The sequence below is a fragment of the Amycolatopsis sp. NBC_00438 genome (assembly GCF_036026695.1).
Lineage (GTDB): Bacteria > Actinomycetota > Actinomycetes > Mycobacteriales > Pseudonocardiaceae > Amycolatopsis.
In genome coordinates, this window is the sequence record NZ_CP107923.1 from 10,353,729 (window position 1) to 10,366,557 (window position 12,829).

General features: G+C 71.5%; 12 protein-coding genes and 1 pseudogene. 9 read left to right on the forward strand and 4 right to left on the reverse strand.

Features of this window, described 5'->3' with window-relative positions:
• Window positions 1-11 precede the first annotated feature (11 nt).
• From OG494_RS47985 to OG494_RS48005, 5 genes are all read left to right on the forward strand, one after another.
• A complete protein-coding gene (locus tag OG494_RS47985; protein WP_328450501.1) occupies window positions 12-827 on the forward strand; it encodes a PaaX family transcriptional regulator in 816 nt (271 codons plus the stop codon).
• Window positions 824-1,618, forward strand: a complete 795-nt coding sequence (locus tag OG494_RS47990) for a tryptophan 2,3-dioxygenase (RefSeq protein ID WP_328450503.1) — start codon at window positions 824-826, stop codon at window positions 1,616-1,618. Before OG494_RS47985 ends, OG494_RS47990 begins: the two co-directional genes overlap by 4 nt.
• Window positions 1,615-2,808, forward strand: coding sequence for a kynureninase (locus OG494_RS47995; RefSeq protein WP_328450505.1), 1,194 nt, complete (start codon window positions 1,615-1,617; stop codon window positions 2,806-2,808). The genes OG494_RS47990 and OG494_RS47995 overlap by 4 nt, the downstream gene beginning before the upstream one ends.
• A 169-nt stretch (window positions 2,809-2,977) precedes the next feature.
• A complete protein-coding gene (locus tag OG494_RS48000; protein WP_328450507.1) occupies window positions 2,978-4,051 on the forward strand; it encodes a Glu/Leu/Phe/Val dehydrogenase dimerization domain-containing protein in 1,074 nt (357 codons plus the stop codon).
• Window positions 4,048-4,851 (forward strand): serine hydrolase, encoded by an 804-nt coding sequence (locus tag OG494_RS48005; RefSeq protein ID WP_328450509.1) that lies wholly within the window; start codon window positions 4,048-4,050, stop codon window positions 4,849-4,851. Before OG494_RS48000 ends, OG494_RS48005 begins: the two co-directional genes overlap by 4 nt.
• 47 nt (window positions 4,852-4,898) lie before the next feature.
• Here OG494_RS48005 and OG494_RS48010 read toward each other — a convergent pair whose 3' ends face one another.
• Window positions 4,899-5,843, reverse strand: coding sequence for a LysR substrate-binding domain-containing protein (locus OG494_RS48010; protein ID WP_328450511.1), 945 nt, complete (start codon window positions 5,841-5,843; stop codon window positions 4,899-4,901).
• A gap of 84 nt (window positions 5,844-5,927) precedes the next feature.
• Here OG494_RS48010 and OG494_RS48015 point away from each other — a divergent pair, with 84 nt between their 5' ends.
• On the forward strand, window positions 5,928-6,875 hold the full coding sequence (locus OG494_RS48015; protein WP_328450512.1) for an MBL fold metallo-hydrolase: 948 nt from the start codon (window positions 5,928-5,930) through the stop codon (window positions 6,873-6,875).
• Here the strand turns inward: OG494_RS48015 and OG494_RS48020 are convergent.
• The 3 genes from OG494_RS48020 to OG494_RS48030 form a co-directional block, all read right to left on the reverse strand.
• Window positions 6,865-8,106 carry an FAD-binding protein gene (locus OG494_RS48020; RefSeq protein WP_328450514.1) on the reverse strand — a complete coding sequence of 414 codons (1,242 nt, stop codon included), beginning with the start codon at window positions 8,104-8,106 and terminating at the stop codon, window positions 6,865-6,867. The genes OG494_RS48015 and OG494_RS48020 overlap by 11 nt on opposite strands.
• A gap of 129 nt (window positions 8,107-8,235) precedes the next feature.
• Window positions 8,236-8,424 carry a DUF5302 domain-containing protein gene (locus OG494_RS48025; RefSeq protein WP_328450516.1) on the reverse strand — a complete coding sequence of 63 codons (189 nt, stop codon included), beginning with the start codon at window positions 8,422-8,424 and terminating at the stop codon, window positions 8,236-8,238.
• An 82-nt stretch (window positions 8,425-8,506) separates the two neighbouring features.
• A complete protein-coding gene (locus tag OG494_RS48030) occupies window positions 8,507-9,499 on the reverse strand; it encodes a winged helix-turn-helix transcriptional regulator (protein ID WP_442874538.1) in 993 nt (330 codons plus the stop codon).
• A 163-nt stretch (window positions 9,500-9,662) separates the two neighbouring features.
• Here OG494_RS48030 and OG494_RS48035 point away from each other — a divergent pair, with 163 nt between their 5' ends.
• The 3 genes and pseudogenes from OG494_RS48035 (at window position 9,663) to OG494_RS48045 (ending at window position 12,827) form a co-directional block, all read left to right on the forward strand.
• The gene (locus tag OG494_RS48035; RefSeq protein WP_328450520.1) at window positions 9,663-11,135 is read left to right on the forward strand and encodes a carotenoid oxygenase family protein; all 1,473 of its coding nucleotides are present in this window, start codon (window positions 9,663-9,665) and stop codon (window positions 11,133-11,135) included.
• Window positions 11,132-11,485: pseudogene (locus OG494_RS48040) on the forward strand (AMP-binding protein); the annotation flags it as partial. The gene OG494_RS48035 and the pseudogene OG494_RS48040, both read left to right, overlap by 4 nt.
• 88 nt (window positions 11,486-11,573) lie before the next feature.
• Window positions 11,574-12,827, forward strand: coding sequence for an ANL family adenylate-forming protein (locus OG494_RS48045; protein ID WP_328450522.1), 1,254 nt, complete (start codon window positions 11,574-11,576; stop codon window positions 12,825-12,827).
• The last annotated feature ends 2 nt before the right edge of the window (window positions 12,828-12,829 follow it).

Genomic DNA, 12,829 nt, shown 5'->3' on the forward strand with positions numbered 1-12,829 from the left:
GAGTTGCGCCCGTGCCCGTCGATGCCTTCGAAGCCAGCCCCCAGGAGCTGGTCGTGACGTTGCTGGGCAGCTACGTGCACCCGCGCGAGACGCGCCGGGTGTGGTCGGGCGGCCTGGTCGCGGTGCTCGCCGAGCTGGGCTTTTCCGACGGCGCGGCCCGGATCGCGCTCACCCGCCTGGTGCGGCGCGGCCTGCTCACGCGCCACCGCGAAGGCCGCACGGTGCACTACTCGCTGACCCGCCGCGCGGTCGCCCTGCTCGCCGACGGCGACCACCGGATCTTCTCCCTCGGCCGCCGCGAGCGCGCCGCGGGCGAGTGGACGGTGCTGTGGCAGAGCATCCCCGAGACCCGCCGCCAGGCGCGCGAACGGCTGGTGCGGCGGCTGCGGTTCCTCGGCTTCGGGCCGTACGCGGACGGCACCTGGATCGCCCCGCACGACCGCGAGGCCGAGGTGCTCGCGCTGCTCGGCGAGCTGGACGTCACCGAGCACGCCGGGCTGCTGCTCGGCCGGCCGTCCGCCGCGCTCGACGTCCGCCGGTTCGCCGGCCGGGCCTGGGACCTCGACGAGCTGGCCGCGCGCTACACGGCGTTCGTCGGGCAGTTCGGCCGCTACCCCGGCGAAGACCTGGCCGACCGGACCGCCTTCGACGTCCGCACGCGGCTGGTGCACACCTTCCGCGCGTTCCCGTCGCTCGACCCGGAACTGCCCGCCGAACTGGTGCCCGCACCGGATCACCGGGCGGCCGCGGTCGAGTTGTTCCACGATCTGTACACCGCGCTGGCCCCCGCGGCCCAGCGCCACTTCGACGAGGTGACCCGAGGATGACCGACATCGACGCCAAGACGCAGGAAGCCCTGAGCTACACCTCGTACCTGGCCCTGGACGAGGTGCTGGGTGCCCAGCGGCCGCGTTCGGAGGAGCACGACGAGCTGCTGTTCATCGTGATCCACCAGGTGTACGAACTGTGGTTCAAGCAGATGCTGCACGAAGCGACGTACCTGCAGGAGTGCCTCGAAGCGGGCACGACCGCGCACGCGATCCGCACCGTGCGGCGGATCCTGTCGATCCTCAAGGTCGCCGTCGCGCAGATCGACGTCCTGGAGACCATGACGCCCAGCCAGTTCACCAGCTTCCGCGCCCGGCTGGACGCCTCCAGCGGCTTCCAGTCGGCCCAGTTCCGGGAGCTGGAAGCGGTGCTCGGGCGTCGCGACGAGCGGGTGTTCGCGCACTACCCCGAGGGCGGCGAGCAGCGCAAGGGCATCGCCGACGCGATGGCGCGGCCGTCGTTGTTCGACTCTTTTCTCGCGTACCTCAAGACTTCTGGCTACCCGGTCGAGTGTGATCGAGACGTCACTCGACCGGTGGAGCCCTCCCCGGCCCTGCAGGAGATATTGCTGGACATGTACCGCGACGACGGCGGCCCGTCGGTCGTCGCCGAATGTCTGGTGGATCTCGATGAAGGGATGCAGGAGTGGCGCTACCGGCACGTGAAGATGGTCGAACGCACCATCGGCGACAAGACCGGGACAGGAGGATCGTCCGGCGCGACTTACCTGCGTACCACGCTTTTCCAGCCGATGTTCCCGGATCTCTGGGCAGTACGGAGCCGATTGTGACCTCGCTCGACGACATCCGCGCGGACTCGAACGCCCTGGCCGCGCACTACACGCGGTTCTCGGTGCGGGAACGCCTTCTGCTCTCCGGGCATTCGCACCAGGCCTGGCCCGACGTCGCCGAGGAAGGGCTCCTCGAGTCCTTCGCCGACGCCGCCCGGGACGTCGACCTGAAGTGGGAGCGCGCGTTCGCGAAGGCCGACGAGCTGCGCGCGGGCTTCCGCCTGCTGCTCGGCGACCCGCACGGCGAGTACGCGCTCGGCGCGAGCACCCACGACCTGGTGCTGCGGTTCCTGTCCGCGATGGAGCTGCCGCGAAGACCACGGCTGGTCACCACCGAAGGCGAGTTCCACACGCTGCGCCGTCAGCTCGCGCGCCTCGAAGAGGAGGGCGTCGAGGTCGTGCGGGTGCCGGTCGAGCCGGTGACGACGCTGGCCGAGCGCGTCGCCGCCGAGGTCGACGACCACACGGCCGCGGTGCTCGTGTCGGCCGTGCTGTTCGAGACGTCCCGGCTGGTCCCGGGCCTCGCGCACCTCGCCGACGTCTGCCGCGACCGCTCGATCGAGCTGGTCGTCGACGCCTACCACGCGCTCGGCGTGGTGCCGTTCCCGTTGCACGACCTGGGCCTGACCAACGCCTGGGTGCTCGGCGGCGGTTACAAGTACCTGCAGCTGGGCGAGGGCAACTGCTTCCTGCGGCTGCCCGCGCACGCCCAGGAGCTGCGGCCGGTGATCACCGGCTGGTACGCCGAGTTCGGCGCGCTCGCCGACGAACGGCGGCCCGGCGGCGTCGCCTACGCCATGGGCGGCGACCGCTTCGCCGGCGCCACCTACGACCCGGCGAGCCACTACCGCGGCGCCCGCGTCCAGCGGTTCTTCGCCGAGCAGGGCCTCACGCCGGAGTTCCTCCGCGAGGTGTCGCAGCACCAGGTGGGGCTGCTCGCCGACGTCTTCGACAAGCTCTCGCTGCCCGAGGACGTCGTCACCCGCGACCGCGAGACGCCGCTCGGCATGCTCGGCGGCTTCCTCTCGCTGCGCTGCGCCGACGCCGGCGCGCTGCAGGCCGCGCTCGCCGCGCAAGGCGTCCGCACCGACAGCCGCGGGCCGTACCTGCGCTTCGGCCCGGCGCCCTACCTGTCGGACACGCAGCTGGAGACGGCGATGGGCGCGCTCGGCGCGGTGGTGCGCGGCTGATCTCCGGGTTACCAGTCCGTATCGCGGGACCTGTACTGGTCCGGCGCGCGGCGGCGATCTAGGTTGGTGCCGGGAACCCGTGGGCGGACGACCTCCGCGCTCGGTCCCGCCAACCATCGAAGCGCGTCCCGGCCACGAACCGGGCGCGGGAGACAAAGGAGTCACCACCGTGACCGAAGGAGTGTTCGCCCGGAGCTCCGGGCACGAACAGGTCGTGTACTGCCACGACGAAGCCAGTGGCCTGAAGGCCATCATCGGCATCTACTCCACGGCGCTCGGCCCCGCCTTGGGCGGGACGCGCTTCCACCCCTACGCCACCGAAACCGACGCGCTCGACGACGTGCTCGCGCTGTCCAAGGGCATGGCGTACAAGAACGCGCTGGCCGGGCTCGACCTCGGCGGCGGCAAGGCCGTCATCATCGGCGACCCGAAGACGCTCAAGTCCGAAGCGCTGCTGCGCGCGTACGGGCGTTTCGTGCAGTCCCTGGGCGGCCGCTACATCACCGCTTGCGACGTGGGCACGTTCGTGCACGACATGGACGTCGTGGCCCGCGAATCCCGCTTCGTCACCGGCCGTTCGCCCGAGGACGGCGGCGCCGGCGACTCGTCCGTGCTGACCGCGTTCGGCGTCTTCCAGGGCATGCGCGCCTCGGCCGAGCACCTCTGGGGCAGCCCGGACCTGGCCGGCAAGCGCGTCGGCGTGGCCGGCGTCGGCAAGGTCGGGCACATCCTCGTCGGGCACCTGGTCGAGGCCGGGGCGCAGGTGACCATCACCGACGTCTACGCGCCGGCGATCGAGCGCACCCTTTCGCTGTACCCGGACGTCAAGGCGGTGTCCGATGTGGACACTCTGCTGCGCGCCGAGCTGGACGTCTTCGCGCCGTGTGCGCTGGGTGGCGTGCTGAACGACGACACCGTGCCGGTGCTGGGCGCGCGCATCGTGTGCGGCGCGGCGAACAACCAGCTCGCGCACGCGGGCGTCGACAAGCAGCTCGCCGACCGCGGTGTGCTCTACGCGCCGGACTACCTGGTCAACGCGGGCGGCGTGATCCAGGTCGACGACGAGCGCCACGGGTTCGACTTCGCCCGCGCCAAGCGCAAGACCACGGCGATCTTCGACACGACGAAGGCCGTGTTCGCGCTGGCCGACGCCGACGGCGTGCCCCCGGCGACGGCGGCCGACCGGCTCGCCGAGCGGCGGATGGCGGAGGTCGGCCGGCTGCGGTCCATCATGACCGTGTGAGCCTTTCCTCTCTGTTCGAAGCGGTGGGCGTGCGGGGTTTCCTGCACGCCCACCGGCTCGGTTCCGCCTCCGAGGTCTGCCATGACGCCGACGCGCCGGTCGTCCTGGCGTCCGTGGTGAAGGTGGCGCTGGCGTACGAGTTCGCCCGCCAGGTCGCGGCGGGCCTGCTCGACCCGGCGGACCGCGTCCGGGCCACCGCCGCCGATCGCCTGGGCGGCAGCGGGACATCGGGCTTCGCCGACGACGTCGAGTACAGCCTGCGCGACGCGGCCCTGCTGGCCCTGTCGGTGTCCGACAACACGGCGGCGGACCTGCTGTTCGACCGCGTCGGCGTGGAGAATGTCCGGTCGCTGCTGGCGGAGCTGGGCCTGACCCGCACGACGATCATCGGCGCCCCGCGCGACCTGCTGCGCACGATCATCGAGGACACCGACGCGGGACGTCCGTTGCGTGCCCTGGACCCGCTTTCCACGACCGCGAGCACGCCCCGGGAGATGACCGCGTTGCTGGCGGCGATCTGGAGCGATCCCGGCGCCGGCGCCCAGGTCCTCGAGCGGATGACCGCGCAGGTCAGCTGGCACCGCCTGACCGCGGGCTTCCCGGCCGACGTCGCGGTGGCGGCCAAGACGGGCACGATGCCGGGCATCCGCAACGAGATCGGCATCGCGACGTACCCGGACGGGACGGCGTACGCGATCGCGGTGTTCACGGTGGGCGGCGCGGAAACGCTGCGGCGCCCGGACATCGACCGCGCGATCGGCGACGCGGCCCGCGCGGCGGTGGATCAGCTGCGCTCGTGAGTGTTTAGGGCGGTTAGAACCGCCCTAACCACTCACGACGTGGTTGGTCAGCTGCGCTCGTAGAAGACGTCCCACGGCCGGGCCCCGCTCGGATCCGGGGGCACGATCCGCGAAACGCCGTCGTCCCGCAGCACTCCCGCGGCGATCTCGGCCAGCGTCGCGGCCTGGGGGTGCGGGCTCGACGACGGCCACGCGAACGCCATCCGCGCGTCCAGCCGGTCCTTCAGCGGCCGCCACACCACCCGCGGCTCCTTGCGCGCGCCCGGTTCGAACGCGACGCCGTGGCCGGCCAGGACCAGGCCCAGCGCGAACTCCGGGTTGCGCGCGTGCCGGACGGCCGCCGGGCGGAAGCCGTGCTCCCAGCACGTGCGCAGCAGGGCGTCGTAACTTCCCGGCGCCGCCGCGCGCGGGGCGTGCACCAGTCCCTCGCCCGCCAGGTCGGCCAGTGCCAGAGACGAAGAGCGGGCCAGCGGCGAGTCGCGGGGGAGGACCACGCCCAGCGGCGTGTCGATCGCGGGGCCGAGGTCGAGCCCGACGACGTCGACCGGCAGCTGCAGCAACCCCGCGTCGAGTTCGCGGTCGGCCAGCAGCCGGGCCTGCTCGGCCGTGGTCAGCTCCTGCAGATCCAGCCGGATGCCGGGGCACCGCTCGGCGAACGCCGTGAGGATCGCCGCCAGCACCCGGCCGGGCAGCTCGGGTGGCACGCCCGCGCGCAGGGCGTCCATCTCGCCGCGCTCGGCCTTCGCGACCAGCGCCGTCATCCGGTCCCAGCGGGCGAGGAGGTCCCGGGCCTCGGTCCGCAGCACCTCGCCGGCCTCGGTCAGCGTGACGCGGCGGCCGCGGTCGAACAGGTTCGCGCCCAGCTCGGCTTCGAGGCGTTTGATCCGCTGGCTCAGCGGCGGCTGCGCGATGCCGAGCCGGTCGGCGGCGTGGCCGAAGTGCAGTTCCTCGGCGACGACGAGGAAGTACCGCAGCGAACGGAGGTGGTCCACGCTGCGATGATAGCTGTTTACATATCGACATGCCGACGGATCGATCTTGGACAGCCACGCCGGATCCGTGATCGGCTGGCCGTCATGGACAAAGGACTCAGCAGACGCGGGCTGTTCGGCGCGGGCGCGGCGGCGGCCACGATCCTCGCCGGGGTCTCGGCGGCTTCGGCGGCCACCGAGAGGACGTCGCAGATGACGGTGCGGTGGTGGGGGAACAACAGCTGGGAGATCCGCGTGCCGGGCTCGACCGGCACGAAGACGATCCTGATCGACCCGTGGCTGACCCGGTTCAAGACCGGCACGTACACCCCGGCGGGCGCGGACCCGAAGACCCCGCTGTCGGTGGACAAGGCGCTGATCGACGGCTACCTCGACCGCGGCGAGCTGCGCGCGGACCACATCCTCGTCACCCACGGCCACTACGACCACCTCACCGACGTTCCCTACCTGGCGAAACGCACCGGAGCGACGGTCTTCGGCACCGAGACCCATTTGAGTCTCATGGCCGCCCTCGGCGCCCCGGAGGACCAACTTGCGATCGCGTACGGCGGCGAGGACCTGACCTTCGACGGCTACTCGATCCGGATCCTGCGCTCCCTGCACTCGGCGACGGGCGAGCGGGCGCGGGTGCCGTTCCCCGGCTCGCGCCCGCTGTCCCGGCGTGACAAGCCGAAGGTCATCGAAGACCTGTACGAGGGCGGCACACTGGCCTACCAGGTGACCGGCGGCGGGGCGAGCGTCCTGGACTTCGGCGGCTCGAACTACGTCGAGTCCGAACTGGCCGGCCTGCGCCCGGACGTCGTCCTGGTGCCGGTGGGCGGCGCGAAGGTGACGCAGTACGTGCCCCGCCTGCTGCGCACCCTGGGCAATCCGCGCTACGTCGCCGCCACGCACTGGGACGACTTCGACCTCCCGCTGGGCCAGGCGAAAGACCCCAACGGCGGCCTGGAGATCCTGCGCAAGGCGGTGACGGCGGCGAGTCCGGCCAGCGAGTTCGTCGTGCTGGACCACCTGGGCTCGTTCACGCCGTGAGCCGGTCCCCGAAGACGTGCCGCCGGAGGTACGGGTTGCGGAAGGCGCCCCGCGGGTCGAGCTCGTCGGCCAGCGCGCGGAACCGGGGCAGCTCCGGGTAGTGCTCGGCGGGCCACCGGTCGCCGGGGAACAGCTTGGCCCAGTGCGGCCGGGCGCCGAACGGGGCCAGCCGTTCCCGGATCAGCGGCAGCACCGCCGCGACGGCGTCCGGCTTCGGCTGCCAGGTGAAGTGGATGCCGACGCGGTCGCCGCCGTGGCACGGGCTCAGCCACAGGTCGTCGCCGGCGACCGTGCGGATTTCGGACACGTGCAGGGCCGTGGCCAGCTGCTCGCCGAGCGCGCGGATCTCGGTCAGCGCGGCGACGGCGTCCGCGCGGGGCACGAAGAACTCCGACTGCAGCTCTTCACCGACGCTGGGCACGGAGTCCAGCCGGAAGTGCGGCAGCCGGTGGTGCCAGGGGCCCGGCACACCCCAGCCGGTGAAGTTCCCGCCCGGCGGTGACGGCACCGGCGTCGCGCCGGGGAAGCCGGGCGGCGCGAGCGCGTTCGCGCCCGGTTCGACGCGGCGTTTGAGCAGGACCAGGCCCGCGGTATCCCCGACCCAGGGCGTGAACAGGCTGACGCTGTACCCGGCGGCCTGCAGTTCGTCGAAGCCGTCGAGCACCGAGGACCACGGGATCGTGAACCCGTCCTGCCGCACCGAGAAGGACGGCACGAGGTCGAGGGTCACCCGGGTGACGACGCCGAGCGCGCCGAGGTTGACGACCAGGCCGGAGAAGACTTCCGGGTCCCGTTCCCGGGTGTAGTGGCGCAGCGTGCCGTCGGCGGTGACCAGCTCGAGGCCGGAGACCGCCGCCGAGAGGTTCCGGACCCGTTCGCCGGAACCGTGGGTGGCGGTGGCGACGCTGCCGGCGACCGTGCAGTGCGGCAGCGACGCGAGGTTCTCCAGGGCGAACCCGGCCTCGTCCACGGCTCCGGCGAAATCGCCGTACCGGGCCGCCGCGCCGACGGTCACCGTGGCCGCGCCGGCGTCGATTTCGGTGGGGATGTCGAGGCCCGCCGGATCGACCAGGACGCCGCCGGGGAAGTCGGCGATGTCGGTGAAGGAGTGCCGGGTCCCCAGCGCCTTGACCCGCGGCGCGTCCGCCACCAGCTGCCGGAGCTCCGCGACGCTCGACGGCCGGGCGATCCGGTCCGCGGCGAAGACGTGGTTGCCCGCCCAGTTCTTCATTTCCGCACGGTAGCGAGGGCGCGTGCGGGCCGGTGCCGCTCGAGCCGAAGACACGGGAAAACCCCTGAACACGACGAAGGCCCCCACCGCGGGCGATGGGGGCCTTGGACCGGGAGATCAGGGGAGATCTCAGCCGCTCTTGCGGCGGAACGTCCGCTTGTTCGCCGCCGGGCCGTGGGCGTGCTGGTTCTTGCCGCCGCCGCTCTCGTTCGACGCCCCGGAGCGCGCGTGCGCCTGCTTGCGCTCCAGTGCCTCGCGGAACTTGCGCTTGACGTCGTCCTCCTCCTCGCCGCCGGGCGAGGGACTCGGTTCACTCATGCTTACCTCCGGAACTGACGACGTGTGACCACTCCAGCCTGGCAGTGGCGGAGGCCCTTGGCGAGTCGATTACGTCACGCCGTCACCGTTTGGGCGTCGGTACTCCGCCGAACTGCACCGACTTGCGGGTCAGGGGACGGCCGCAATGGTCGCACAGGAGCATCGGCCGCAGCCGGTTGCCGCATTCGACGTGGTGCAGCGTGATGTCCGGCTCCTGGCCGGTGACCTCGAACCCGCGCGACCACTCGGCGATGAACGCCAGCGCCGGGAAGAACGCCAGGCCCTTCGCCGTCATCCGGTAGTCACGCGCGTCCGTGCGGGTCTTCGCGACGCCCGTCCGCAGCACCCCGACCTCGACGAGCTTGCTCAGCCGGCCCGAGAGCACGCTCGGCCCGATGCCCAGCTCGCGCTCGAACTCCGAGAAGTGCCGCGCGCCGAGCAGCGCCGACACCAGGAGCCCGGTCGACCAGCGGTCCCCGAGCAGCTCCATCGTGTCCGGGAAAAACATCAGCGGGTCGCCGGCCAGGCCTTCGGCGTCCTTGCGGCGGAAGCGCTTGGACGCCGTCGCGGCGGCGACGCCGGTGCTGTCGAGGCGTTCGGCGCGGACGTCGCGGGCGTCGACCCGGCGGCCGCAGGCGCCGCAGCCGAGGGGCGCTGATGTAGCCAGCTCGCAGTCGAGGTGGATCAGCGTCGGCAGCACCTCGCGGCGGCCGTCGACCCACTCGCGTTCCCAGGCCCAGATCGAAATCAGCAGCGGCCACAGCTCCAGGCCGCGCTCGGTGAGCCGGTACTCGTGCCGGGTCCGGCGGGCGTCCCGGTACGGCACGCGCACGAGCATGCCCGCGTCCACCATGTCCCGCAGGCGCCCGGAAAGCGCGGTCGGGGAGATGCCCAGGCGCAGGCGCAGCTCTTCGTAGCGGCGGAAGCGCAGGAAGAGGCTCTGCAGGATGAGCAGCGTCCACTGGTCACCGACCAGCTCTAGTGCCCTGCGGAGCGGATCGCCCGCGGGCCTGACGCGTTGTGACAACTGAGGCTCCGCCTCAGGCCGGGGGCTCCGCCACCCGGAACCCCCCAAAGACGGGTGTGCAGTCGCTTCCGTCACGCGATCCCCCTTGTTACATCGGCGCCCAGCGTACACCTGGCTACAGGAAAAGAAGCCTATTGACACCTGGCTACACAAATCATAGTCTCGTCCTCATCAGCCAGCGCGGTGAGCCCGACAGCCAGGGAGAAGCCCGATGACCAGCACCTCCGAACAGCCGCTGATGGTGGCCCGGACGGCGGACGGCGACGAGGCCAACCCCTACCTGCTGGGCGTCTACGCCCCGGTCGGCACCGAGATCGACGCGGAAGACCTGCAGGTCATCGGCGAGATCCCGAAGGACCTCAACGGCGTCTACCTGCGCAACGGCCCCAACCCGCGGTTCGCCCCGGAAGGCCGCTACCACTGGTTCGACGGCGACGGCATGATCCACGCCGTCCACCTGGAGAACGGCAAGGCCCGCTACCGCAACCGCTGGGTCCGCACCAAGGCCTTCGAGGCCGAGTCCGAGGCCGGCAAGGGCCTCTGGACCGGCGTCATGGAGAACCCGAAGGGCAACCCGTTCGGCAACGGCCACGGCCTGGGGCTGAAGGACAACGCCAACACCGACGTCGTCTTCCACCGCGGCCGCATCCTCGCCACCTGGTACCTGTGCGGCTCGCCGTACGGCGTCGACCCGCTCTCCCTGGAGACGCTGGGCGCCGAGGACTTCCTCGGCACGCTGGTCGGCGACATGATGGCCCACCCCAAGGTGGACGAGGCCACCGGCGAGCTGTTCTGGTTCGACTACGGCCCGCGCCCGCCCTACCTGCGCTACGGCGTCATCAGCGCGGACGGCCAGGTCGTCAAGACCACCGAGATCGAGCTGCCGGGCCCGCGGCTGCCGCACGACATGGCCATCACCGAGCACTACGCGGTGCTGATGGACCTGCCGCTGGTGCAGGACCTCCAGGCCGCGAAGCAGGGCCGCCACAAACTGCACTTCGACCGCTCGATGCCGAGCCGGTTCGGAGTGATGCCACGCTACGGGGAAGGTAGCCAGATCCGCTGGTTCGAAGCCGGCCCGTGCTACATCTACCACGTCGTCAACGCCTGGGAAGAAGGCGACGAAGTCGTCCTCGACGTCTGCCGCGTGAGCAAGCCGCAGCCCCGGGCCGACGCGCACACGCCGCTGGCGAAGATGCTCTCCTACCTGCGGCTCGACGCCCAGCTGCACCGCTACCGGTTCGACATGCGGACCGGCGCGTGCTCCGAGACGCCGCTCGACGACGCCAACACCGAGTTCCCGACCGTCGACGCCCGGGGTGTCGGCGCGCGGAACCGGTACTCCTACACGGTGCACATCTCGCCCGAGTCGACGCTGAAGTTCGACGGGCTCGTGCGCTATGACAATCTTGCCGGCTCCAAGACCGAATACCGGTTCGGTCCCGGTCGGTGGGGCAGTGAGGCGCCCTTCGCACCCCGCGATGGCGCATCCGTCGATTCGGCGGACGGTTATCTGGTGACGTTCGTGCAGGACGAGCGTGAGGGACGCTCCGAACTGGACATCTTCGACGCCGCCGATCTCGCTGCCGGACCCGTGGCCAGGGTCCTGCTTCCCCAGCGGGTGCCACTCGGATTCCACGCGACGTGGGTCCGGGCGGACCAGCTGGACAGCCTCCGCGCATGAGGTGCCATCGAGAGGGTCGTGCCCGGGATCTCCGGGCACGGGGATGGTGGAGCGCGGAGACGATCGACCGGCTCGTGAAGGAGCGGGTCAGTGCCGACCCGGAGGGTCTCGCGCTGGTCGATCCACCGAACACCACCGCACTGGTCGGACGCGACCCGGTGCGGTGGACCTGGAACCGGCTCGACGAACGTGTCGACGTCCTGGCCGCGTTCCTGCTCGCCAGAGGGGTGCGAGCAGGAGACGTCGTGGCCGTGCAGCTGCCGAACTGCTCGGCCCTGGTCCAGGCGTTCCTCGCGATCGTGCGGATCGGCGCGATCGTCACCCCGTTCCCGGTGTCCTACCGGGAGCACGAGATGGGCCCGATGTGCCGGCGCACCGGGGCCGTCGGGGTGATCACCGCATCCAGATACGGCGAGCACGAGCTCGCCGGGGCGGCCCTTGGGCTGGGCGTTGCGGCGCCGTCGGTCCGGTTCGTCGTCGCCCGGGGGGGACGACGAACCGGCCGGCGCGCTGGCCTGGCCCGAGGAACCACTGTCCACAGCGGACAAGTCCGCTGTGGACGAATATCTGTCCACCCTGGACACCGACGTGAACGACTGCGTGACGATCTGCTGGACGTCCGGTACCGAAGCCGAGCCCAAGGCGGTCCCGCGCTGTCACGGCGACTGGCTCGCCACCGCGGGCGGCTGCGCGCAGGCCGCCGGCCTCACGAGCGACGACGTCCTGCTGTCGCCGTTCCCGATGACGAACATGGCCGGCATCGGCGGGATGTTCCTGCCGTGGCTGCAGACCGGCGCGGTGTTCGTGCCGCACCACCCGTTCGACCTGCCCGTGTTCCTGGGGCAGCTCGCGGCCGAGCGCGTCACGTACACGCTCGCGCCGCCCGCGTTGCTGACCATTTTGCTGCACAACGAGAAGATCCTGTCCGGAGTGGACATCTCCGCCCTGCGGAAGATCGGTTCCGGTTCGGCGCCGCTCTCGCCGTGGCTGGTCCGCACCTGGGCCGAGCGGTACGGGATCGACATCATCAACTTCTTCGGCTCCAACGAGGGCACCGCGCTGCTGTCCGGCCCGATCGACCTGCCGGACCCGGACCAGCGCGCGAGCTTCTTCCCGAACTACGCCTCCGACGTCACCTGGTCGACTCCGGTCGCCGGCCGGACGTCGGTGCGGCTGCACGACCCGGTGACCGGTGCGCACGTGACCGGACCCGGGCGCCCCGGCGTGCTGCACATCGCCGGGCCGACGGTGTTTGCTGGCTACCTGACGTCGATGGGGGAACCGCTCGACACGTCGGCCTTCGACGACGACGGGCACTTCCGCACCGGTGACGTCTTCGAGATCGCCGGTGAACGCGGCGAGTTCCTGCGCTACGTCGACCGTGCGAAGGACCTGGTCATCCGGGGCGGGATGAACATCTCGCCCGCCGAGGTCGAGGGCCTGCTGGCCGGGCACCCGGACGTCGCCGACGTCGGCGTGGTCGGCGTGCCCGACGAGGTGATGGGCGAACGCGTCTGCGCGGTCGTCGTGCCGGGGGAGCGCAAGCCGTCGCTCGAGGACCTGGTGGCCTACCTGCGCGAGCGGAAGGTCGCCGCGTTCAAGCTGCCGGAACGCCTGGAGTACGCGGACGCCTTGCCCCGCAACCCGGTGGGGAAGATCCTGAAACGGCAGCTGCGGGAGAGTCTGGAGTGAGG